We start from the raw sequence: 23,602 nt of genomic DNA, 5'->3' as shown, positions 1-23,602 counted from the left end.
TATCAATAGAGGGCAATTTTTGCTCAGCACAGTTTGTGCTCTGCAGAGACAGAAGAGGCGCGTCTACCAGGTAGTCGAATTGCGGAGCCCCAACTCCAATGCAATCCGATGAGGGGGTAAGACGCCGAGGCAATACCAGACCTTGGGGGCTGGGTTGTCGGTCTAGAAGGTTGAATCCTTCGGATTGTCATCTCAACGGAGATGGAGCGCTTCTGGAGAAATGCCCTTTCTTCCTGCCCGCTCGCACCCTCTATCTGTCTCCCAACTTATTACTTTATTTATTCAGGATTACTCCATTCGCGATTATGGGAGGTGAAGGGAAGTGAACGCATTAAATGTCGCAAAATTTGGCGGCACGAGTGTAGCCGACTACACAGCTATGTCTAACTGTGCATCGGTGATTAAAGGGAATTTGAACACTCGACTGGTAGTGATTAGCGCTTGTTCTGGCGTGACAAATCTACTGGTTGAACTGGCAAATGGTGTTGCCAATGACAGGCAGCAGGAAGTGCTGACAAAACTGCACGATATTCATTTCAGCATTCTGAAACAGCTCCCGGAAGCGCCGGCAGTTGCATCAGGTGTGAATGCAATTCTCGATGAAGTAGCAACACTCTCTGCGGCGGCAGAAACTTCACCTTCCGATAAAATTACTGACGCCCTCGTTGCTTGTGGCGAGTTGATGTCGACTCATATTTTTACCCACCTGTTGAACGATAAAGGCATCAATGCTGTTCGCGCAGATGTCCGAGATGTGCTGAAAACCGACAACGTGTTTGGTAAAGCAACCCCGGACTTGATTGAAACAGCGCACCACGCTGAAACCGTGCTCACGCCGTTGTTTGAAGACAAAGTTGTTGTGACCCAGGGCTTTATCGGCTCTGATGCACAAGGCAATACCACCACACTGGGTCGCGGTGGCAGTGATTACAGTGCGGCGCTTCTGGCAGAAGCCGTAAAAGCAACGTCACTGGAAATCTGGACCGACGTTCCGGGTATCTACAGTACTGACCCTCGCGTCGCCCCGGCAGCGAGTCCTATCGATGAAATCAGCTTCAGTGAAGCATCAGAGATGGCAAACTTCGGTGCGAAGATCCTGCACCCGGCGACGCTTATCCCGGCAATGCGTCAGGACATTCCTGTATTCGTTGGCTCATCTAAAGCCCCTGAACAAGGCGGTACCTGGATTCGTCATCAAGCAGAGAAATCTCCGCTTTTCCGCGCGCTGGCACTGCGTTGCAACCAGACCATGGTGACGCTCACCAGTCTGAATATGTTCCATGCTTATGGTTTCCTGGCGGAAGTGTTCAACATTCTGGCAAAGCACAAAGTGTCGGTCGATCTCATCACCACGTCGGAGGTCAGTGTTTCTCTGACACTGGATCAAACCAACACCAAAGGTGGTGCGCCTAAATTGCCTGAAGCGGCAGAACAGGAGCTGGCTGCACTTTGTAAGGTAACCGTAGAGCAAGACATGTGTCTGGTCGCGTTAATTGGTAACCACATGAGTGAATCAAAAGGTGCAGCCGCCAAAATCTTCAGTGCGCTGGAAGACTACAACCTGCGTATGATTTGTTATGGCGCAAGTAATCACAACCTCTGCTTCCTCACCAGCACGTCAGAATCTAAAGAAGTTGTCCGTGCGCTACACAAAGAGTTGTTTGAAGATTAATGTCTTCTTATTGGACACAAAAATGGCGCTCACTGAGCGCCATTTTTCTTTTTACTATCTTATACCAATCTTAGTAAATATCTGCTCATCCTAGCTTGTTAAAATGATCGACAACTGCGTTGAAAAATTTGATTGTAGAATAACTACTTATCGAAATTTTTCGCCTTGTTCTCGAGCATTTTTCCTGCGCTATTTCTGAGCACCTACCTACTGTGATTGGTATTAGAGATTAACCGTTGAGATTTGGGCCCAACCACTTCTCTGCTTCGATCAAATCCCAGCCCTTTCGATCGGCATAGCTGTCACGCTGATCTTCCTGGATCTGAGCAACAGCAAAGTAGCGCGAATCCGGATGCGAGAAGTACCAGCCAGATACCGATGCACCAGGCCACATGGCATAACTGGTAGTCAGCGACATACCGATGGTCTCTTCCACATTGAGAAGCTCCCACAAGGTGCCTTTCTCTGTGTGCTCGGGACAGGCAGGATAGCCCGGAGCAGGACGGATACCCTGATATTTCTCACGGATCAGGTCATCGTTCGATAGGTTCTCGTCCGCAGCATAACCCCAGATTTCCTTACGGACATGTGCATGCAGGTATTCCGCAAACGCTTCAGCCAAACGGTCTGCCACCGCCTGAATCATGATGGCGTTATAATCATCGCCCTGCGCTTTATATTCGTCTGCTAATTCGCGCTCACCAATACCGCCTGTCACAGCAAACGCGCCAATCCAATCCTTCTTACCGCTCTCTTTTGGCGCGATATAGTCAGACAGACAGTAGTTGAAACCTTTTGGTTTCTCCGTTTGCTGACGAAGGTTATGCAGAACCTTGGCAACCTCGGTACGTGATTCATCGGTGTAGACTTCAATGTCATCACCCACACTTGCTGCCGGGAACAGGGCACACATACCACTGGCTTTCATCAGGCCTTCGCGTTCAACGCGATCCAGCAGATCGTTAGCATCTTTGAACAAGCGCTTCGCTTCTTCCCCAACCTCTTCGTGTTCAAGAATCGTCGGGTACTTGCCCACCAATGACCAGGTCATAAAGAATGGCGTCCAGTCGATGTAGTTACGAAGGGTAGCCACATCAAAGTCTTCAAATACATGAACACCTGGTTTCGCTGGCGCTGGCGGTGTGTAGCTTTCCCAATCGATAGCGACTTTATTCTCGCGTGCCTTTTCAAGCGTGACTGGCTTGGTACGTGGACGCTTCCGTGCATGCTGCTCACGCACCACTTCGTAATCCGCTTGAAGCTTCTCAACAAACGCAGGCTTGAGTTTCTCAGACAACAGCGACGAACACACGCCCACTGCGCGGGAGGCGTTATTCACATACACCACAGGCTGATTGTAGTTTTGCTCAATTTTCACCGCTGTGTGGGCTTTGGAGGTTGTTGCACCGCCAATCAGTAGCGGCAAGTCGAAGCCCAGACGCTCCATCTCTTTCGCGACATGAACCATTTCATCGAGTGACGGCGTGATAAGACCGGACAGGCCGATGATATCGACGTTCTCTTCTTTGGCGACTTTGAGGATCTTCTCACAAGGCACCATCACGCCGAGGTCGATGATTTCGTAGTTATTACATTGCAATACAACGCCAACGATGTTCTTACCGATATCGTGAACATCACCTTTTACCGTTGCCAGCAAGATCTTACCGTTAGTGGAGCCTGCCTGTTTTTCAGCGTTGATAAAAGGCTCAAGGTGCGCCACCGCCTGTTTCATTACGCGGGCTGACTTCACGACCTGAGGCAGGAACATTTTACCCTCACCGAAGAGATCGCCCACGACGTTCATGCCGTCCATCAGTGGCCCTTCAATCACTTCAAGCGGCTTAGATGCATTAACGCGGGCTTCTTCTGTGTCTTCAACGATGAACTCGGTAATACCTTTCACCAGGGCGTGCTCAAGACGTTTCTCTACCGCCCAGGTTCGCCACTCCAGCGCAGAAGCATCTTCTTCTTTGCCGACACCTTTATTCGCGTATTCCGCTGCGATATCCAGAAGGCGCTCTGTACTGTCGTCACGGCGATTCAGTACCACGTCTTCCACCGCTTCACGCAGTTTCTCAGGGACGTTATCGTAGATTTCAAGCTGACCGGCATTCACGATGCCCATGTCCATACCGTTCTTGAAACAGTGATAAAGGAACACAGCGTGGATAGCTTCGCGGACATAGTTGTTGCCGCGGAACGAGAAGGAGACGTTCGACACACCGCCTGAAATCATCGCATACGGTAAGTCGCGCTTAATGTCTGCAACCGCTTCGATAAAGTCGACGGCGTAGTTGTTGTGCTCTTCAATACCGGTTGCAACAGCAAAGATGTTCGGGTCAAAGATGATGTCTTCTGGCGGGAAGCCAACTTCGTCCACCAGAATGCGGTAGGCATTGGTACAGATTTCGAGTTTGCGCTCACGGGTCTCTGCCTGACCGACTTCATCGAAGGCCATAACAATAACGGCCGCACCATAGCGACGAATCAGCTTCGCCTGCTCAACGAATTTCTCTTTACCTTCTTTGAGCGAGATGGAGTTAACGATGCCCTTACCCTGAATACACTTCAGGCCAGCTTCAATCACTTCCCACTTTGAAGAGTCGACCATGATCGGCACTTTGGAGATCTCAGGCTCGGAGGCGCAAAGATTCAGGAAGCGCACCATACAGGCTTCCGCATCCAACATGCCTTCATCCATATTGATATCGATGATCTGGGCACCGTTTTCTACCTGCTGACGGGCCACTTCCAACGCTTCATCATACTGCTCTTCTTTGATCAAACGCTTGAAGCGCGCAGAACCTGTCACGTTGGTACGCTCACCAACGTTGATGAACAGGGTTTCTTTTTCAATGGTCAATGGCTCAAGGCCTGACAGGCGACAAGCCACCTGAAGATCTGGTAATGCACGGGGCTTAACCGTCTTGGTCGCCTCATACATGTGGCGAATATGCTCTGGTGTCGTACCACAACAGCCACCAATCATGTTCAGGAAGCCACTTTCTGCCCACTCTTTCACATGAGCAGCCATGTCCTCCGGAGAGAGATCATATTCACCGAAGGCATTCGGAAGGCCGGCATTCGGGTGCGCAGAAACAAAGGTTTCAGAGATGCGTGACAGTTCTTCCACGTAAGGGCGCAGTTCATCAGGGCCCAACGCACAGTTCAGACCAAAGGAGATCGGTTTGACGTGACGCAGAGAGTTATAGAAAGCCTCTGTCGTTTGGCCCGAGAGGGTACGGCCTGATGCGTCAGTGATCGTACCGGAAATCATCACTGGCAGTTGGATGCCCATTTCTTCGAAAACGGTCTCAACCGCAAAAGCACAGGCTTTGGCGTTCAGAGTGTCAAAGATGGTTTCAATCAGAATAAGATCAGCGCCGCCATTGATAAGCGCACGGGTAGACTCAGAGTAGGCCGTCACCAGCTCATCAAAGCTGACGTTACGGTAACCGGGATCGTTAACGTCGGGAGAGATCGAACAGGTGCGGTTGGTTGGACCCAATACGCCAGCCACAAAGCGCGGCTTATCCGGATTTTTCGCTGTCCACTCATCAGCGACTTCACGTGCCAACTTGGCTGCCGCAAAGTTAATCTCCTCACTCAGGCTTTCCATCTCATAGTCAGCCATGGCGATGGTGGTCGCGTTAAAGGTATTGGTTTCAAGGATATCCGCGCCTGCTTCAAGATATTCGGCATGGATATCTTTAATCATCTGGGGTTGCGTGAGTACCAAAAGGTCGTTGTTGCCTTTAAGGTCGCAATGCCAATCAGCAAAGCGTTCACCGCGGTAATCATCTTCTTCGAGCTTATAGCCCTGAATCATGGTGCCCATGCCACCATCGATGATCAGAATGCGTTCCGCTAACAGTTTTTCCAGTGTTTCCTTACTACTCACAACCGCAGATCCTTCTTATATTTCTCGCTATTCGCATAGTATCACAGACCAAATGGAAATCTAGACGTCTAATTAACCTCAGATAAGCCTCAACCTCTCTGCTGACACACATTTGTTGTAGTTTTCTGCGCCGCTTGGATTTATATTTCGTTACAACTTTCCGAATCATAATCTCAGCCTACACGGGGTCATCAATGACCGTCTACACAACGCTCTGCTTTCTCGCTGCGGCAGCCATGCTAATTGCCTTTATCAATAGCAAAATTGGCCAAATGCAGACAACCATCGCTATCACTGCCGGTGCCCTTGTCCTCTCACTTGGGATCGTTATCTCGGGACACAACAATTGGTTTGATTTAAAAGACCTTGCTGCCGAGACCCTCAATGAGATTCACTTCGATGATTTCCTGTTGAAGGGCGTGTTGGGTTTCTTACTTTTCGCCGGCGGTCTGGGAGTAAAACTGCCCAACCTAAAAGATCAGAAATGGGAAATTACGGTGCTGGCACTTGGAGCGACGTTGGTTTCCACCTTCTTTATCGGTGGTGTCGCCTGGCTCTTCTTCCAGCTCATCGGCATTCCGTTCGATTTTATCTACTGCCTGCTGTTTGGTGCCTTGATTTCTCCTACAGACCCTATCGCTGTTCTTGCCATTGTTAAAAAGCTTAATGCGCCAAAGCGTATCTCGACGCAGATTGAAGGCGAGTCCCTTTTCAATGATGGTTTTGGTCTGGTGATTTTTATCACCCTGTTCACTGTCGCATTCGGTACTGAAGCTCCTACCGTAATGGGCGTCGTTGAGCTCTTCCTGCATGAAGCGATTGGCGGCATCGTGTATGGCTTCTTACTTGGCTTATTGTTCCATTACCTGATTTGTCATACCGACGACCACTCGATGGAGTTGCTATTGACCTTGGGCATACCAACTGCAGGCTATGTGTTTGCCAGCCTGATTGGTGTTTCTGGACCGCTGGCAATGGTAGTAGCCGGTATCATGATTGGTAATTGGACGCGCTACATCGGCTTCTCAAAAGAAAGTGAAGATCATCTCGACCACTTCTGGGAGTTGGTCGATGAGTTCCTCAATGGTGTGCTTTTCCTATTAATTGGCCTCAGCATGCTGACATTCAGTTTCCATGAGGAAGACTGGATCATCATGGCATTCGCTGTGCCGCTGGTGCTGGTATCGCGCTATCTCAGCGTCCGTCTTTGCTATATTGGTTTTAACCGTTACCGGGACTACAACCCTTACTCAGTGAGAATTCTAACCTGGGGAGGATTGCGTGGAGGCCTTGCGATAGCAATGGCGATGGCTGTTCCTGCGGGTTATATGGTGCTGCCAGAAAAGAATATTGATGTAAGGGAAATCATTCTGGTGATGACTTATGCCGTGGTGGTCTTCTCTATCCTGGTTCAGGGTTCAACCATCACCAAGATGATTGAGAAATCCAAAGTTGCTGAGAGGGATATGGAGATCAAACCTAGCAGTTATCAAAATACCGAACCAAGAACAGAAGTCACCCAGGACTAAACCTCAAAAGCAACAAAAGCCTGCAATCGCAGGCTTTTTTATTACTCATCATCGTCGTTTTTAGTAAACGCTGACTCTGAGAAATGATCGAGGTCGTAAGGCGTTTGCTGGTAAACACAGTAGTTAAGCCAATTGGCAAAAAGCATGTGCCCATGGCTTCGCCAACTCACATAGGGTTCTTGTGTTGGATCGTCATCCGGATAGTAATTAGATGGTACGGCAGGCTCCATACCTTCTCCTACATCACGCACATACTCATTATGCAGCGTATGAGAATCGTATTCCGGATGCCCGGTGACAAACACATTTCGTTTATCTTTGGTTGCCGCTAGGTATGTACCGGCAGTGGCGGAGGTTGCGAGGATATCGAGATCGGTATGTTCGGCTAAAAACTCAGGAGAGAAGTCCGCATAGCGGGAATGTGGCGCAAGGAAAGAGTCATCAAAACCACGAAGTATTGGGTTTTTACTGTGCTCTTTATGGGTTTTATGCCAGTAGACACCGGATAGCTTTTCCTTACGTGTTTTCTTCGGCAAATCATAAAGCAGCTTCAGGCCCGCTTGCGCTGCCCAACACACATAAAGCGTGGATGTCACGTGGTCTTTCGCCCAGTTCATGATGTCCTGCAAATGTTCCCAGTAAATCACGTCTTCAAACTGAACCAGACCCAAGGGTGCGCCTGTCACGATCAATCCATCGAAATTGCGCTCACGGATACCTTGAAACTGTCTGTAGAAAGTATCCAAGTGCTCGGTAGGAGTGTTCTTACTCGGTCTGTCATCAATGCGCAGTAGTTCAACATCAACCTGAATTGGGCTATTGGAAAGCAAACGCATAAACTGCGTTTCTGTTTCAATCTTCTTAGGCATCAGATTGAGAAGTAGTACTTTCAGAGGACGGATGTTCTGACTTTCTGCGCGGGTCTCCGACATCACGAAGATGTTTTCCTGACGCAGGGTGCTGGCCGCCGGTAACTGATCAGGAATTTTAATCGGCATCTTAAATCACTCCCTCGTTAAGATGTATAGACGTCTAGAATTCCATTAACCCTATAACATCCCCTTTAGGGGTTCAAGTACATTTGTAAGATTGATCAGAGGGCAGATATGAAAAAACCCGCAGCGTTTCCGCTACGGGTTTGAAGAGGTATCTGGCAATGTCCTACTCTCACATGGGGAGACCCCACACTACCATCGGCGCTGCAACGTTTCACTACTGAGTTCGGCATGGGATCAGGTGGGGCCATCGCGCTATGGTCGCCAGACAAATTTTAAATTCTGGTGCTGATACCCAGATTTGAACTGGGGACCTCACCCTTACCAAGGGTGCGCTCTACCAACTGAGCTATATCAGCAATTCTTATCCGCCTGAAGTCTTACAATGACTGCTTCATTAAGATGAAATTCAAGCCTGGCGATGTCCTACTCTCACATGGGGAGACCCCACACTACCATCGGCGCTGTTACGTTTCACTACTGAGTTCGGCATGGAGTCAGGTGGGTCCATAACGCTATGGTCGCCAAGCAAATTCTGCTAAGTCTTCACCTTTTTAAAAAAGGTAAAAACCAAAATCTTGGAAAGTGACTTGTTTGTTCTCGTTCTTACACATTCAACGTTCTATCTGAGTCCGTCAAAACCCCTTGGGTGTTGTATGGTTAAGCCTCACGGGCAATTAGTATCAGTTAGCTCAACGCCTCGCAGCGCTTACACACCTGACCTATCTACGTCGTCGTCTCCAACAACCCTTTAGAGGGCTTAAAGCCCTAGGGATGACTCATCTTGAGGCTCGCTTCCCGCTTAGATGCTTTCAGCGGTTATCGATTCCGAACTTAGCTACCGGGCAATGCCACTGGCGTGACAACCCGAACACCAGAGGTTCGTCCACTCCGGTCCTCTCGTACTAGGAGCAGCCCCTCTCAATCATCCAACGCCCACGGCAGATAGGGACCGAACTGTCTCACGACGTTCTAAACCCAGCTCGCGTACCACTTTAAATGGCGAACAGCCATACCCTTGGGACCGACTTCAGCCCCAGGATGTGATGAGCCGACATCGAGGTGCCAAACACCGCCGTCGATATGAACTCTTGGGCGGTATCAGCCTGTTATCCCCGGAGTACCTTTTATCCGTTGAGCGATGGCCCTTCCATTCAGAACCACCGGATCACTATGACCTGCTTTCGCACCTGCTCGAACCGTCATTCTCGCAGTCAAGCGGGCTTATGCCATTGCACTAACCTCACGATGTCCGACCGTGATTAGCCCACCTTCGTGCTCCTCCGTTACGCTTTGGGAGGAGACCGCCCCAGTCAAACTACCCACCAGGCACTGTCCTCAACCCCGATAAGGGGCCTAAGTTAGAACATCAAACATACAAGGGTGGTATTTCAAGGTCGGCTCCACACAAACTGGCGTCTGTGTTTCAAAGCCTCCCACCTATCCTACACATGTAGGCTCAATGTTCAGTGCCAAGCTGTAGTAAAGGTTCACGGGGTCTTTCCGTCTAGCCGCGGGTACACAGCATCTTCACTGCGATTTCAATTTCACTGAGTCTCGGGTGGAGACAGCGTGGCCATCATTACGCCATTCGTGCAGGTCGGAACTTACCCGACAAGGAATTTCGCTACCTTAGGACCGTTATAGTTACGGCCGCCGTTTACCGGGGCTTCGATCAAGAGCTTCGACCGAAGTCTAACCCCATCAATTAACCTTCCGGCACCGGGCAGGCGTCACACCGTATACGTCATCTTTCGATTTTGCACAGTGCTATGTTTTTAATAAACAGTTGCAGCCACCTGGTATCTGCGACTCTCAATAGCTCCATCCGCAAGGGACTTCACCGTCGAGAGCGTACCTTCTCCCGAAGTTACGGTACCATTTTGCCTAGTTCCTTCACCCGAGTTCTCTCAAGCGCCTTGGTATTCTCTACCCGACCACCTGTGTCGGTTTGGGGTACGGTTCCTGATAACCTGAAGCTTAGAGGCTTTTCCCGGAAGCATGGCATCAATGACTTCATCACCGTAGTGACTCGACATCGTGTCTCAGTGTATAGCGTCCCGGATTTGCCTAAGACACCCACCTACGCACTTGAACCTCGACAACCGTCGCGAGGCCCACCTAGCCTTCTCCGTCCCCCCATCGCAGTTATCAGCAGTACGGGAATATTAACCCGTTTCCCATCGACTACGCCTTTCGGCCTCGCCTTAGGGGCCGACTTACCCTGCCCCGATTAACGTTGGACAGGAACCCTTGGTCTTCCGGCGAGGAGGTTTTTCACCCCCTTTGTCGTTACTCATGTCAGCATTCGCACTTCTGATACCTCCAGCAGCCCTTACAGACCACCTTCAACGGCTTACAGAACGCTCCCCTACCCAGATATAAATATCTGCCGCAGCTTCGGTGTATCGCTTAGCCCCGTTACATCTTCCGCGCAGGCCGACTCGACCAGTGAGCTATTACGCTTTCTTTAAATGATGGCTGCTTCTAAGCCAACATCCTGGCTGTCTGAGCCTTCCCACATCGTTTCCCACTTAGCGATAACTTTGGGACCTTAGCTGGCGGTCTGGGTTGTTTCCCTCTCCACGACGGACGTTAGCACCCGCCGTGTGTCTCCCGGATAGTACTTACTGGTATTCGGAGTTTGCAAAGGGTTGGTAAGTCGGGATGACCCCCTAGCCTTAACAGTGCTCTACCCCCAGTAGTATTCGTCCGAGGCGCTACCTAAATAGCTTTCGGGGAGAACCAGCTATCTCCGAGTTTGATTGGCCTTTCACCCCTAGCCACAAGTCATCCGCTAATTTTTCAACATTAGTCGGTTCGGTCCTCCAATTGATGTTACTCAATCTTCAACCTGCCCATGGCTAGATCACTCGGTTTCGGGTCTACGTCATGCAACTCATTCGCCCAGTTAAGACTCGGTTTCCCTACGGCTCCCCTATGCGGTTAACCTTGCTACATAACGTAAGTCGCTGACCCATTATACAAAAGGTACGCAGTCACCCAACAAGTGGGCTCCCACTGCTTGTACGTACACGGTTTCAGGTTCTATTTCACTCCCCTCACAGGGGTTCTTTTCGCCTTTCCCTCACGGTACTGGTTCACTATCGGTCAGTCAGGAGTATTTAGCCTTGGAGGATGGTCCCCCCATCTTCAGACAAGATAACACGTGTCCCGTCCTACTCGTTTTCACGTTAAATAAGCCGTCGTGTACGGGGCTATCACCCTGTATCGCGCCACTTTCCAGAGGCTTCCACTAACTCATAAAACGCTTAAGGGCTAATCCGGGGTCGCTCGCCGCTACTGCCGGAATCTCAATTGATTTCTTTTCCTTCGGGTACTTAGATGTTTCAGTTCCCCGAGTTCGCCTCCACACACCTATGTATTCAGTGTGGGATACTGGCTTATGCCAGTGGGTTTCCCCATTCGGACATCCCAGATTCAAATGGCTGTTACTGCCTTATCTGGGCTTATCGCAAGTTACTACGTCCTTCATCGCCTCTGACTGCCAAGGCATCCACCGTGTACGCTTAGTCACTTAACCATACAACCCCAAGAGGTCTTGTATGTTCAAACAACCAAGGTGTTCTAATAAGAACATGTTCACCCTTTTTGCCTCTGCTTTTTCTTAAAAAGCGGAAACATAAAGCGATGAACGATTTCGCCGGACTCAAATATTGTTCATCACTTCCGAGGAAGCGATAAAACCAAGAACACTTGAATGTGTTTGGTGTTAATTCCGAAGAATCAACATTTGAGAACTTTTACAAACAAACTCATTGAGTTTGTTTAGTCAGCTTTCCAGATTTTTAAAGAGCATTTCTCGTAAAGAGAACGTGGCACAAAACCACTTTCTAATGACTTTCTTCCCGAATAGGGGCGGCAAAAAATCGCACCCTATAAATGATATTTAAAGGGTCTGCGAGTCCATTGCAGAAAATGATTAGAGAGTGTGCTTTTTCTTTAGGCAAGGCGAAGTGTTTCGACGTTTAGTTCGCTAAACGAGAAAGGCTTCAACGCAGCATAAAGGAAAAGTGGTGGGCGATACCGGGCTCGAACCAGTGACCCCCTCCTTGTAAGGGAGGTGCTCTCCCAACTGAGCTAATCGCCCACATACGTTTTACATCCTCTGTGGAGAAGATGGTGGGTCGTGCAGGATTCGAACCTGCGACCAATTGATTAAAAGTCAACTGCTCTACCAACTGAGCTAACGACCCAGTGGCGTCCCATAGGGGAGTCGAACCCCTGTTACCGCCGTGAAAGGGCGGTGTCCTAGGCCTCTAGACGAATGGGACACACGGTTGTTTGGTATTGGGATACCAAACCACTCTTTACTTTTTCAACCTATACAATCTGTGTGGACACTAGCATCAATAGTATCGTTAAGGAGGTGATCCAGCCCCAGGTTCCCCTAGGGCTACCTTGTTACGACTTCACCCCAGTCATGAACCACACCGTGGTAAACGCCCTCCCGAAGGTTAAGCTATCTACTTCTGGTGCAGCCCACTCCCATGGTGTGACGGGCGGTGTGTACAAGGCCCGGGAACGTATTCACCGTGGCATTCTGATCCACGATTACTAGCGATTCCGACTTCATGGAGTCGAGTTGCAGACTCCAATCCGGACTACGACATACTTTCTGGGATTCGCTTCACATCGCTGTCTCGCTGCCCTCTGTATATGCCATTGTAGCACGTGTGTAGCCCTACTCGTAAGGGCCATGATGACTTGACGTCGTCCCCACCTTCCTCCGGTTTATCACCGGCAGTCTCCCTGGAGTTCCCGACATTACTCGCTGGCAAACAAGGATAAGGGTTGCGCTCGTTGCGGGACTTAACCCAACATTTCACAACACGAGCTGACGACAGCCATGCAGCACCTGTCTCAGAGCTCCCGAAGGCACCAATCCATCTCTGGAAAGTTCTCTGGATGTCAAGAGTAGGTAAGGTTCTTCGCGTTGCATCGAATTAAACCACATGCTCCACCGCTTGTGCGGGCCCCCGTCAATTCATTTGAGTTTTAATCTTGCGACCGTACTCCCCAGGCGGTCTACTTAACGCGTTAGCTCCGAAAGCCACAGTTCTAGACTACAGCCTCCAAGTAGACATCGTTTACGGCGTGGACTACCAGGGTATCTAATCCTGTTTGCTCCCCACGCTTTCGCATCTGAGCGTCAGTCTTTGTCCAGGGGGCCGCCTTCGCCACCGGTATTCCTTCAGATCTCTACGCATTTCACCGCTACACCTGAAATTCTACCCCCCTCTACAAGACTCTAGCCTGCCAGTTCAAAATGCGGTTCCCAGGTTAAGCCCGGGGCTTTCACATCTTGCTTAACAGACCGCCTGCATGCGCTTTACGCCCAGTAATTCCGATTAACGCTCGCACCCTCCGTATTACCGCGGCTGCTGGCACGGAGTTAGCCGGTGCTTCTTCTGCCGCTAACGTCAAACACTGCACGTATTAAGTACAATGCCTTCCTCACGGCTGAAAGTGCTTTACAACCCGAAGGCCTTCTTCACACACGCGGCATGGCTGCATCAGGCTTGCGCCCATTGTGCAATATTCCCCACTGCTGCCTCCCGTAGGAGTCTGGACCGTGTCTCAGTTCCAGTGTGGCTGATCATCCTCTCAAACCAGCTAGGGATCGTCGCCTTGGTGAGCCTTTACCCCACCAACTAGCTAATCCCAACTGGGCCCATCCGGTAGCGAGAGGCCCGAAGGTCCCCCTCTTTGGTCCGTAGACGTCATGCGGTATTAGCCACCGTTTCCAGTGGTTATCCCCCTCTACCAGGCAGGTTCCCAGCCATTACTCACCCGTCCGCCGCTCGCCGCCCAATAAATCATCCGAAGAATCTTTATTGTCGCTGCCGCTCGACTTGCATGTGTTAGGCCTGCCGCCAGCGTTCAATCTGAGCCATGATCAAACTCTTCAATTAAAGTTTTTGGCTCGATGAAATACTGTTGTGTTCTAACCCCTCTCTACAAAGTAAAGAAAGAGCAGAACGAATTGACTGTGCCGATAACTCCGTAGAGTTTTCGTTTGGTCACTCAGTAAACATCGATAAATCTTTTGTCTATCAATCACGAGTGCCCACACAGATTGCATAGGTCAAATTGTTAAAGAACGTTGACTTGAAGAAGCATCGCTTCTCACCGTCAGGGCTGCGAATTCTACGCTGCCGGGCGATGAAGTCAAGAAGAAATTTTGAGATTTTTCAGCGTTGCTTTCGCAACCCTCAAAACACCTTGTTGACTTGCCTCTCGGGGTGAACTTCCCTTCGAAGCGGGCGGCCATTTTACTGATTCGAAACAGCGCGTCAAGCGTTTATTTCAACTCAATTTTTGAGGCCTTCGCCGTACCGATTTGAGTGGGCGTTTCCGCTGTGGAAGCCGCTCTCCGTGTCGGTGAGGCGGCATTATAGGGAGGTCTGAAATTCTGGCAAGGGCTTTTTTGAGGTTTTTTATGAAAATCGCTTCACTTGCCTACATTTTACTCGAAAGCCTTATTTCTACACATTTTACTCACACCAAACACACAAAAGGCTGTGCATAAGTGTGTTGTACACCATGTAATAGCCTTTTCAACCTCCCCACACATATTTGGAGTTTACAGTATTGCTTATTCACTAACAGAGCCAATCAATAAGTTCAGTTCTGTTGGAGATTCAGTTCAGCCACTAAATAAGTGGAAGTAGAAGTAGAAGTAGAAGTAGAAGTAGAAGTAGAAGTAGAAGTAGAAGTAGAAGTAGAAGTAGAAGTAGAAGTAGAAGTAGAAGTAGAAGTAGAAGTAGAAGTAGAAGTAGAAGTAGAAGTAGAAAGATTGTTTTACTGAAGCCTTAACGTCAAGAGTTATTGAGAAAGAAATGGGGCGTAGGCTGTTTTATGAATGGGTAGATAAATAAAAAGCCAGGCTAAAAGCCTGGCTTCTTATTTGAACGAACCGAGAGATTACTCAGCTGCTTCTTCTGCAGCTGTCTCTGGACGATCTACCAACTCGATGTAAGCCATAGGGGCTTTATCGCCGGCACGTACACCGCATTTCAGAATGCGAGTGTAACCGCCTGCACGAGAGGCAAAACGTGGGCCCAGTTCGTTGAACAGCTTCGCTACAACTTCGTCGTTACGAGTACGAGCGAATGCAAGACGACGGTTAGCAACACTGTCGTTCTTTGCTAGGGTAATCAATGGCTCAATTACGCGACGCAGCTCTTTTGCCTTAGGCAGAGTAGTTTTGATAACTTCGTGAGTTACCAGCGAGCTAGCCATGTTGCTGAACATCGCTTTGCGATGGCTGCTGTTGCGATTGAGTTGACGACCACTCTTACGATGGCGCATGACCTAATCCTTCTAACTAAGTAATCAGAATCTGATTAATCTTCAGCGATTGATGCTGGCGGCCAGTTTTCCAGGCGCATACCCAGAGACAGACCACGTGAAGCCAGCACGTCTTTAATTTCAGTCAAAGACTTCTTACCAAGGTTTGGCGTCTTAAGAAGCTCAACCTCAGTACGCTGTACCAGATCACCGATGTAGTGGATCGCTTCTGCTTTCAAACAGTTAGCAGAGCGAACAGTTAGTTCAAGATCGTCTACAGGACGCAGTAGGATCGGATCGAACTCTGGCTTCTCTTCTTTCTCTTCAGGAACTCGTACATCACGCAGATCTACGAACGCGTCCAATTGCTCAGCAAGAATAGTTGCTGCACGACGGATAGCTTCCTCAGGATCAAGAGTACCGTTAGTCTCCATATCGATAACCAGCTTGTCGAGGTCGGTACGCTGTTCAACACGTGCTGCTTCAACATTGTAAGCAATACGGTCTACTGGGCTGAACGTTGCATCTACAAGCAGACGGCCGATTGGACGCTCGTCTTCTTCAGTGTGAATACGCGCTGACGCTGGTACGTAGCCGCGACCACGTTCTACCTTGATTCGCATGCTGACCTCAGCATTTGAATCTGTCAGGTGGCAGATTACGTGTTCTGGGTTCGCAATCTCAACACCACCGTCGTGGGTGATGTCGCCTGCAACAACAGGGCCTGCACCAGACTTATTCAGGGTTAGGATAACTTCATCTTTACCCTCTACCTTAACGGCAAGGCCTTTAAGGTTAAGCAGGATTTCCAGGATATCTTCCTGTACGCCCTCTTTGGTGCTGTACTCGTGCAACACGCCGTCAATTTCTACTTCTGTCACTGCACAACCAGGCATAGACGACAGTAGGATGCGACGTAGAGCATTACCTAGGGTGTGACCAAAGCCACGCTCTAGCGGCTCAAGAGTTACTTTTGCGTGCGTCGAGCTAACTTGTTCGATGTCAACCAGACGCGGCTTAAGAAATTCTGTTACAGAACCCTGCATTGTGTCCTCTCTTTAGTTTAGCCTTACTTAGAGTAAAGCTCGACGATCAGGTGTTCGTTGATGTCAGCAGACAAATCTGAACGCTCTGGCAGGCGCTTGAAAGTGCCTTCCATTTTGTTGCTGTCTACTTCGATCCAAGTTGGCAGCTCGCGCTGAGCAGCAATTTCAAGAGCTGCTTTAATGCGTGCTTGGTTCTTAGCTTTCTCACGAATGCTAACAACGTCGTTGGCCGTTACCTTGAAAGAAGGAACGTTAACCACTTTACCGTTTACCAGGATCGCTTTGTGGCTTACCAGCTGACGTGATTCTGCGCGAGTTGCGCCGAAGCCCATGCGGTAAACTACGTTATCTAGACGACCTTCCAGAAGTTGCAGCAGGTTTTCACCTGTGTTGCCTTTGATGCGAGCAGCTTCTTTATAGTAGTTACGGAATTGTTTTTCCAGTACGCCGTAGATACGACGAACTTTTTGCTTCTCACGAAGCTGAACGCCGTAGTCAGACAGACGGCCGCGACGTGCGCCGTGTACGCCTGGGGCGTTATCAATTTTACACTTGGTATCAATCGCGCGTACGCCTGACTTCAGGAACAAGTCAGTACCTTCGCGACGGCTAAGCTTCAGCTTAGGACCCAAATATCTTGCCATGATCTTTCTCCAGAATTCTAAGAAACAGCGTTATACGCGACGTTTCTTAGGTGGACGACAACCGTTATGTGGGATTGGAGTCGCATCAACAATGTTAGTGATACGGAAACCAGCCGCGTTCAGTGCGCGAATAGTAGATTCACGACCTGGACCTGGGCCCTTAACCATAACTTCCAGGTTCTTCAGGCCATATTCTTTAGCCATCTCACCACAACGCTCAGCAGCAACCTGTGCAGCGAACGGAGTTGATTTACGAGAACCACGGAAACCAGAACCACCTGCAGTAGCCCATGCTAGAGCATTACCTTGACGGTCAGTAATGGTTACGATTGTGTTGTTGAAAGACGCATGGATGTGCGCTACGCCGTCAGCAACTTGCTTGCGTACGCGTTTACGTGCGCGATTTGGTTGTTTAGCCATAGTACTTTACCTACCCCGATTATTTCTTGATCGGCTTGCGCGGACCCTTACGGGTACGAGCATTGGTCTTCGTACGCTGGCCACGTAGTGGCAAGCTGCGACGATGACGCAAACCGCGGTAACAACCAAGGTCCATCAGACGCTTGATGTTCATGGAAACTTCACGACGTAGATCACCTTCTACAGTGTACTTGGCAACGCCATCACGCAGTAGATCGATCTGCTCTTCAGTTAGTTCACTGATCTTAGTGCTTTCAGCAATACCAGTCTCAGCTAGGATAGCTTTTGAACGGGTTTTACCGATACCGTAGATCGCAGTCAGTGCGATTACAGCATGCTTCTGATCAGGAATGTTAATGCCTGCAATACGGGCCACTATTCACTCCTAGTACTTTATCAAGAAGAACCGCTGCAGAGCCCGTTTAGGATACGCAGCGGCTATACCACTTCTTTTGCACACACAAAAGGTGGGCTGGCTAATGTAGCCAGCCTGCCTAAATTTTGCAAGAAAAATATTCTGCTATTAGCCTTGGCGCTGCTTGTGCTTTGGCTCACTGCAAATCACGCGAACAACACCGTTACGCTTGATAACTTTACAGTTACGGCAGATTTTCTTAACGGAAGCACGAACTTTCATTGCTAAACTCCGTAAATGTCAATCTGTTAGCGGCCGTAGCCTTTCAGATTGGCTTTCTTCAACACGGACTCATATTGTTGAGACATCAGATGTGTCTGAACTTGAGCCATAAAGTCCATGATTACTACGACTACGATAAGTAGGGAAGTTCCGCCAAAATAGAAGCGTACATTCCAAGCAATCATCATGAACTCGGGGATCAGACAGATAAATGTGATATACAACGCGCCTGCTAATGTCAGTCGAGTCATCACTTTATCTATGTACTTCGCAGTCTGCTCGCCCGGGCGAATACCAGGTACGAATGCACCAGACTTCTTCAGATTGTCTGCTGTCTCACGCGGGTTGAAAACCAACGCCGTGTAGAAGAAACAGAAGAAGATAATCGCAGCAGCATAAAGGATTACATACAGTGGTTGACCAGGGCTCAGTGCCAATGACACATCCGCCAACCAGCCCAACTGTTCACTCTGACCAAACCATTGAGCCAGTGTGCCTGGGAACAGGATAATACTTGATGCAAAAATCGCTGGAATTACGCCTGCCATATTTAGTTTCAATGGCAGGTGTGTGCTTTGCGCAGCGAAGACACGACGGCCTTGCTGACGCTTCGCGTAGTTAACAACGATTCGACGTTGACCACGCTCTACAAACACTACGAACGCAATTACTGCGAATGCAATTACCGCAATCAACAGAAGAAGAAGCACGTGCAATTCACCTTGACGCGCTTGCTCGGCTGTTTGTCCGATAGCGGATGGCAATCCTGCAACGATACCCGCGAAAATAATCAGGGATATACCGTTACCGATACCTCGCTCAGTGATCTGTTCACCTAACCACATCAGGAACATGGTGCCAGTGACCAAGCTCACAACAGCAGTAAAGTAGAAGCCAAGGCCTGGAGTTACCACCAGACCCGGAATCATACTTGGCAAGCCTGTAGCGATACCAATCGCTTGGAAAGTTGCCAATACCAGCGTGCCGTAGCGGGTGTACTGACTGATCTTACGACGGCCAGACTCCCCTTCTTTCTTCAACTCAGCCAAAGCTGGATGAACTACCGTAAGCAGTTGGACAATAATCGATGCCGAAATATACGGCATGATGCCCAGAGCCAGGATAGAAGCACGCTCAAGAGCACCACCAGAGAACATGTTAAACAGTTCAATGATGGTACCTTGTTGCTGTTCGAACAGATCGGCAAGTACAGCAGCGTCAATACCAGGAATTGGCACAAAAGAACCGGCGCGAAATACGAGCAACGCACCTACCACAAAGAGTAGACGGCTTTTCAGCTCCGCAAGTCCACCTTTTGCACTACTAAAATTTTGTCCTGGTTGTTTTGCCATCTGTACCTCGTCCTCGAGCTAATTATTCCTCGATTTTACCGCCAGCAGCTTCGATTGCAGCTTGAGCGCCTTTAGTAACGCGAAGACCTTTCACAGTCACTGAGCGTGCAATCTCACCAGACAGTACGATTTTCGCCGTACGGATGTCTTTAGTGATTACGTTTGCAGCTTTCAGTGTCTCAAGGCTTACTACGTCACCTTCAACTTTAGCCAGTTCGCTCAGGCGAACTTCAGCTGCAGTCAGGCTCTTGCGAGAAGTAAAACCAAATTTTGGCAGACGCTGTTTCAAAGGCATTTGACCGCCTTCGAAACCTGGGCGTACAGAACCACCTGAACGTGATTTCTGACCTTTGTGACCACGGCCACCAGTTTTGCCCAGGCCTGAACCGATACCACGGCCAACGCGCTTCTTAGAAGGCTTTGAACCCGCAGCCGGAGATAGAGTATTCAGACGCATTGTGATTACTCCTCCACTTTAACCATGTAGTAAACTTGATTGATCATGCCGCGTACGCAAGCAGTATCTTCAAGTTCAACAGTGTGGTTGATGCGACGTAGGCCCAAGCCACGCAGGGTAGCTTTATGTTTCGGCAAACGACCGATTGAGCTACGAGTCTGAGTTACTTTGATAGTTTTAGCCATGTCGAATTACCCCAGAATTTCGTTAACTGGCAGACCGCGCTTAGCAGCTACCATTTCTGGAGACTTCATACCACCCAGGCCATCGATCGTTGCACGAACGATGTTGATTGGGTTAGTAGAACCGTATGCTTTTGCCAGAACGTTGCGAACACCCGCAACTTCCAGAACCGCACGCATCGCACCACCTGCGATGATACCCGTACCTTCTGATGCAGGCTGCATGTACACTTTAGAACCAGTGTGGCGGCCTTTAACAGCGTGGTGAAGAGTACCTTCGTTCAGCGCAACAGTAACCATGTTACGGCGCGCTTTTTCCATTGATTTTTGGATCGCTGCAGGTACTTCACGGGCTTTGCCGTAACCGAAACCTACACGACCATTGCCATCACCAACTACAGTCAGAGCGGTGAAGCTGAAGATGCGACCACCTTTAACCGTCTTAGAAACACGGTTAACAGCAATCAGCTTCTCATGCAAATCACTTTGTTGTTTATCGTTAGCCATCTTTCCGCCTACCTTAGAATTTCAGACCAGCTTCACGGGCAGCATCTGCCAGTGCAGCCACACGGCCGTGGTATTGGAAACCGGAACGGTCAAAAGCAACAGATTCGATGCCTTTTTCCTTCGCACGCTCAGCGATAGCTTTACCTACTGCTGCTGCGGCTTCTTTATTACCGGTGCTCTTCACTTGCTCACGGATCGCTTTTTCTACGGTAGAAGCAGCTGCGATTACTTCGGAGCCATTTGCCGCGATAACCTGTGCGTACACATGACGTGGAGTACGGTGTACCACTAGGCGAGTCGCACCCAGTTCAGCAATCTTGCGACGCGCTCGGGTCGCACGACGGATACGAGCAATTTTCTTATCCATAGTGTTACCTTACTTCTTCTTAGCTTCTTTAGTACGCACAACTTCGTCAGCGTAACGAACACCTTTACCTTTGTAAGGCTCAGGCTGACGGTATGCGCGGATGTCAGCAGCTACTTGACCAACCAATTGTTTGTCTGTACCAGTCAAAACAATCTCAGTTTGGCTTGGGCATTCTGCTTTGATACCTGCAGGCAGTTCGTGTTCAACAGGGTGAGAGAAACCCAGAGTCAGAGCGACTGAGTTACCTTTCATTGCTGCACGATAACCAACACCTTTCAGGATCAGTTTCTTGGTATAGCCTTCAGTAACACCAACAACCATGTTGTTCACTAGTGCACGTGCGGTACCTGCTTGAGCGTTAGCTTTAGCAACACCTTCGCGTGGTGCGAACTTCACAGCGTTGTCTTCTTGGCTTAGTTCCACTGCATCGTTGATAACGCGGGTCAGTTCACCCTTGCTACCTTTAACAGTGATTTCCTGACCGTTCAGTTTCACCTCTACGCCGGCAGGAATTACTACGGGTGCTTTTGCAACACGAGACATTTCCTACTCCTTACGCTACGTAGCAGATGATTTCGCCGCCCAGACCCGCTTTGCGAGCTGCACGGTCGGTCATCAAACCTTTAGAAGTTGATACTACAGCAATACCCAGACCACCCATTACAGAAGGCAGCTCATCTTTTTTCTTATAGATGCGCAGACCTGGACGGCTTACACGTTGGATTTGCTCGATAACTGGTTTAGCTTCGAAGTACTTCAGAGTAACTTCCAGCTCAGGCTTAACTTCGCCAGAAACAGCGTAGTCAGCCACATAACCTTCAGCTTTCAGCAGCTCAGCAATTGCCACTTTCAGCTTTGACGAAGGCATCTTAACAGCAACTTTAGTTGCTGCCTGACCGTTGCGGATGCGGGTCAGCATATCCGAAATCGGATCTTGCATGCTCATAAGTCTTTACTCCCGTGATTCAATTACCAGCTCGCCTTACGCAGACCCGGAATCTCGCCTTTCATGCAAGCTTCACGAACCTTGATTCGGCTCAGGCCGAATTTGCGCAGGTAGCCATGTGGACGACCAGTCTGGTTACAGCGGTTACGCTGACGAGACTTAGCAGAATCACGCGGTAGAGTTTGAAGCTTCAGGACTGCATCCCAACGCTCTTCTTCAGACGCGTTAACGTTTTTGATGATAGCTTTCAGTGCAGCACGCTTCTCAGCGAACTTTGCTACCAGCTTCGCGCGTTTTACTTCGCGCGCTTTCATTGATTGCTTAGCCATTACAGTAACCCTTCACCTTACTTACGGAATGGGAAGTTAAAGGCAGCCAGCAGAGCTTGACCTTCCTCATCAGTCGCCGCTGTGGTAGTGATAGTAATATCAAGACCACGGATACGATCTACTTTGTCGTAGTCGATCTCTGGGAAGATGATTTGCTCACGAACGCCCATGCTATAGTTACCGCGACCGTCGAATGATTTCGAGCTAACGCCACGGAAGTCACGCACACGTGGAAGAGCGATTGAAATCAGACGCTCTAGGAATTCCCACATACGCTCGCCACGCAGGGTTACTTTACAGCCAATTGGGTAGCCCTCACGGATCTTGAAGCCAGCAACAGACTTACGTGCTTTAGTGATCAGCGGCTTTTGACCTGTGATTGATGCCAGGTCAGATGCTGCGTTCTCAAGCAGTTTTTTGTCGTTGATTGCTTCGCCCACACCCATGTTCAGGGTGATCTTTTCGATCCTTGGGACTTGCATGATACTCTTGTATTCAAACTTTTCAGCCAGTTCTTTTACAACAGTCTCTTTGTAGTAATCATGCAGTTTCGCCATAGTGTACTACTCCAGAATTACTTAAATAATTTCGCCATTCGATTTGAAGAAACGAACTTTTTTGCCGTCTTCGAATCGGAAGCCTACACGGTCTGCTTTACCAGTTGCCGCGTTGTAGATAGCAACGTTAGAAACGTCCACTGCAGCTTCTTTTTCTACGATGCCGCCTTGGATGCCCAGAGCCGGAACAGGCTTCTGGTGTTTCTTAACCAGGTTGATACCTTCAACGATAACTTTACCAGTGGTCAGAACCTTACTTACTTTACCTTTCTTGCCTTTATCTTTACCGGCAAGAACGATAACTTCGTCGTTACGACGGATTTTAGCTGCCATTTTAACCGCTCCTTACAGAACTTCTGGCGCCAGAGACACAATCTTCATGAACTTATCGCCACGAAGTTCGCGTGTCACAGGACCAAAGATACGGGTACCGACTGGTTGCTCAGTAGTGTTGTTCAACAATACACAAGCATTACGGTCGAAGCGAATGACAGAGCCGTCTGGACGACGAACGCCTTTACGGGTGCGAACTACAACCGCCTTCAGGACATCACCTTTTTTAACTTTACCGCGTGGGATTGCATCTTTAACGGTAACTTTGATGACGTCGCCGATATGGGCGTAGCGACGGTGTGAACCACCCAGCACCTTAATACACATTACGCTGCGAGCGCCGGAGTTATCGGCTGCATCCAGCATACTTTGCATTTGGATCATTGTTAGTGCTCCGCTGTTATTACATCT

General features: G+C 49.3%; 22 protein-coding genes, 4 tRNA genes, 4 rRNA genes and 1 riboswitch. Of the genes, 3 read left to right on the top strand and 27 right to left on the bottom strand.

Going from position 1 to position 23,602, the window contains the following annotated elements; genetic code table 11:
• Positions 1-44 precede the first annotated feature (44 nt).
• A riboswitch (Lysine riboswitch) is annotated at positions 45-220 on the top strand.
• 102 nt (positions 221-322) lie between these two features.
• Positions 323-1,672 (top strand): lysine-sensitive aspartokinase 3, encoded by a 1,350-nt coding sequence (gene lysC / locus K6Q96_RS01445; RefSeq protein WP_251877242.1) that lies wholly within the window; start codon positions 323-325, stop codon positions 1,670-1,672.
• Positions 1,673-1,901: 229 nt separating this feature from the next.
• Here lysC and metH read toward each other — a convergent pair whose 3' ends face one another.
• A complete protein-coding gene (metH, locus tag K6Q96_RS01440; RefSeq protein ID WP_251877239.1) occupies positions 1,902-5,576 on the bottom strand; it encodes a methionine synthase in 3,675 nt (1,224 codons plus the stop codon).
• A 194-nt stretch (positions 5,577-5,770) separates the two neighbouring features.
• Here metH and K6Q96_RS01435 point away from each other — a divergent pair, with 194 nt between their 5' ends.
• Positions 5,771-7,105 (top strand): cation:proton antiporter, encoded by a 1,335-nt coding sequence (locus K6Q96_RS01435; RefSeq protein WP_251877237.1) that lies wholly within the window; start codon positions 5,771-5,773, stop codon positions 7,103-7,105.
• A gap of 41 nt (positions 7,106-7,146) precedes the next feature.
• On the opposite strand, the gene metA is transcribed toward K6Q96_RS01435, so the two are convergent.
• The 9 genes from metA to K6Q96_RS01390 form a co-directional block, all read right to left on the bottom strand.
• On the bottom strand, positions 7,147-8,103 hold the full coding sequence (metA, locus tag K6Q96_RS01430; RefSeq protein ID WP_251877236.1) for a homoserine O-acetyltransferase MetA: 957 nt from the start codon (positions 8,101-8,103) through the stop codon (positions 7,147-7,149).
• Positions 8,104-8,253: 150 nt separating this feature from the next.
• Positions 8,254-8,369: ribosomal RNA gene (rrf, locus tag K6Q96_RS01425) — 5S ribosomal RNA — on the bottom strand.
• A gap of 14 nt (positions 8,370-8,383) precedes the next feature.
• A tRNA-Thr gene (locus K6Q96_RS01420) sits at positions 8,384-8,459 on the bottom strand.
• A gap of 54 nt (positions 8,460-8,513) precedes the next feature.
• A 5S ribosomal RNA gene (gene rrf / locus K6Q96_RS01415) occupies positions 8,514-8,629 on the bottom strand.
• 127 nt (positions 8,630-8,756) lie between these two features.
• Positions 8,757-11,644: ribosomal RNA gene (locus K6Q96_RS01410) — 23S ribosomal RNA — on the bottom strand.
• Between the two features lie 491 nt (positions 11,645-12,135).
• Positions 12,136-12,211, bottom strand: a tRNA-Val gene (locus K6Q96_RS01405).
• A 30-nt stretch (positions 12,212-12,241) separates the two neighbouring features.
• Positions 12,242-12,317 (bottom strand) — tRNA-Lys (locus K6Q96_RS01400).
• Between the two features lie 2 nt (positions 12,318-12,319).
• Positions 12,320-12,395: transfer RNA gene (locus K6Q96_RS01395), tRNA-Glu, on the bottom strand.
• An 88-nt stretch (positions 12,396-12,483) separates the two neighbouring features.
• A 16S ribosomal RNA gene (locus K6Q96_RS01390) occupies positions 12,484-14,036 on the bottom strand.
• The 16S, 23S and 5S rRNA genes sit together here with 4 tRNA genes alongside, the layout of an rRNA operon.
• Before the next feature lie 749 nt (positions 14,037-14,785).
• On the opposite strand from K6Q96_RS01390, the gene K6Q96_RS01385 reads away from it, so the two are divergent.
• On the top strand, positions 14,786-14,932 hold the full coding sequence (locus tag K6Q96_RS01385; RefSeq protein WP_251877234.1) for a hypothetical protein: 147 nt from the start codon (positions 14,786-14,788) through the stop codon (positions 14,930-14,932).
• Between the two features lie 116 nt (positions 14,933-15,048).
• On the opposite strand, the gene rplQ is transcribed toward K6Q96_RS01385, so the two are convergent.
• The 17 genes from rplQ to rplN form a co-directional block, all read right to left on the bottom strand.
• Positions 15,049-15,435 (bottom strand): 50S ribosomal protein L17, encoded by a 387-nt coding sequence (gene rplQ, locus K6Q96_RS01380; RefSeq protein WP_002541538.1) that lies wholly within the window; start codon positions 15,433-15,435, stop codon positions 15,049-15,051.
• A gap of 35 nt (positions 15,436-15,470) precedes the next feature.
• Positions 15,471-16,460 carry a DNA-directed RNA polymerase subunit alpha gene (locus K6Q96_RS01375; protein WP_251877232.1) on the bottom strand — a complete coding sequence of 330 codons (990 nt, stop codon included), beginning with the start codon at positions 16,458-16,460 and terminating at the stop codon, positions 15,471-15,473.
• 23 nt (positions 16,461-16,483) lie between these two features.
• A complete protein-coding gene (rpsD, locus tag K6Q96_RS01370; RefSeq protein ID WP_002541535.1) occupies positions 16,484-17,104 on the bottom strand; it encodes a 30S ribosomal protein S4 in 621 nt (206 codons plus the stop codon).
• A gap of 30 nt (positions 17,105-17,134) precedes the next feature.
• Positions 17,135-17,524, bottom strand: a complete 390-nt coding sequence (gene rpsK / locus K6Q96_RS01365) for a 30S ribosomal protein S11 (protein ID WP_002541534.1) — start codon at positions 17,522-17,524, stop codon at positions 17,135-17,137.
• 19 nt (positions 17,525-17,543) lie between these two features.
• On the bottom strand, positions 17,544-17,900 hold the full coding sequence (gene rpsM / locus K6Q96_RS01360; protein ID WP_002541533.1) for a 30S ribosomal protein S13: 357 nt from the start codon (positions 17,898-17,900) through the stop codon (positions 17,544-17,546).
• 147 nt (positions 17,901-18,047) lie between these two features.
• Positions 18,048-18,161 (bottom strand): 50S ribosomal protein L36, encoded by a 114-nt coding sequence (rpmJ, locus tag K6Q96_RS01355; RefSeq protein ID WP_000868186.1) that lies wholly within the window; start codon positions 18,159-18,161, stop codon positions 18,048-18,050.
• 26 nt (positions 18,162-18,187) lie between these two features.
• Positions 18,188-19,513 (bottom strand): preprotein translocase subunit SecY, encoded by a 1,326-nt coding sequence (secY, locus tag K6Q96_RS01350; protein WP_002541433.1) that lies wholly within the window; start codon positions 19,511-19,513, stop codon positions 18,188-18,190.
• Between the two features lie 22 nt (positions 19,514-19,535).
• A complete protein-coding gene (rplO, locus tag K6Q96_RS01345) occupies positions 19,536-19,970 on the bottom strand; it encodes a 50S ribosomal protein L15 (protein ID WP_002541432.1) in 435 nt (144 codons plus the stop codon).
• 5 nt (positions 19,971-19,975) lie between these two features.
• Complete coding sequence (gene rpmD, locus K6Q96_RS01340) at positions 19,976-20,155, bottom strand: 50S ribosomal protein L30 (RefSeq protein ID WP_002541431.1); 180 nt, start codon at positions 20,153-20,155, stop codon at positions 19,976-19,978.
• Positions 20,156-20,161: 6 nt separating this feature from the next.
• Positions 20,162-20,659: a 30S ribosomal protein S5 gene (rpsE, locus tag K6Q96_RS01335; protein ID WP_002541430.1), complete on the bottom strand. Its 498-nt coding sequence runs from the start codon at positions 20,657-20,659 to the stop codon at positions 20,162-20,164.
• 13 nt (positions 20,660-20,672) lie between these two features.
• Entirely contained in the window at positions 20,673-21,026 is a 354-nt protein-coding gene (gene rplR / locus K6Q96_RS01330) for a 50S ribosomal protein L18 (RefSeq protein WP_002541429.1), read from the bottom strand.
• A 9-nt stretch (positions 21,027-21,035) separates the two neighbouring features.
• A complete protein-coding gene (gene rplF, locus K6Q96_RS01325; RefSeq protein WP_062667945.1) occupies positions 21,036-21,569 on the bottom strand; it encodes a 50S ribosomal protein L6 in 534 nt (177 codons plus the stop codon).
• A 10-nt stretch (positions 21,570-21,579) separates the two neighbouring features.
• Positions 21,580-21,972 (bottom strand): 30S ribosomal protein S8, encoded by a 393-nt coding sequence (rpsH, locus tag K6Q96_RS01320; protein WP_002541427.1) that lies wholly within the window; start codon positions 21,970-21,972, stop codon positions 21,580-21,582.
• 23 nt (positions 21,973-21,995) lie between these two features.
• A complete protein-coding gene (gene rpsN, locus K6Q96_RS01315; protein WP_002541426.1) occupies positions 21,996-22,301 on the bottom strand; it encodes a 30S ribosomal protein S14 in 306 nt (101 codons plus the stop codon).
• 17 nt (positions 22,302-22,318) lie between these two features.
• A complete protein-coding gene (gene rplE, locus K6Q96_RS01310) occupies positions 22,319-22,858 on the bottom strand; it encodes a 50S ribosomal protein L5 (RefSeq protein WP_002541425.1) in 540 nt (179 codons plus the stop codon).
• Between the two features lie 21 nt (positions 22,859-22,879).
• A complete protein-coding gene (rplX, locus tag K6Q96_RS01305; RefSeq protein ID WP_002541424.1) occupies positions 22,880-23,191 on the bottom strand; it encodes a 50S ribosomal protein L24 in 312 nt (103 codons plus the stop codon).
• Positions 23,192-23,203: 12 nt separating this feature from the next.
• Positions 23,204-23,575, bottom strand: a complete 372-nt coding sequence (gene rplN / locus K6Q96_RS01300) for a 50S ribosomal protein L14 (RefSeq protein WP_002541423.1) — start codon at positions 23,573-23,575, stop codon at positions 23,204-23,206.
• Positions 23,576-23,602: the final 27 nt, after the last annotated feature.

Source organism: Grimontia kaedaensis, from assembly GCF_023746615.1.
Lineage (GTDB): Bacteria > Pseudomonadota > Gammaproteobacteria > Enterobacterales > Vibrionaceae > Enterovibrio > Enterovibrio kaedaensis.
This window is presented reverse-complemented; position numbering and strand designations above follow the sequence as displayed.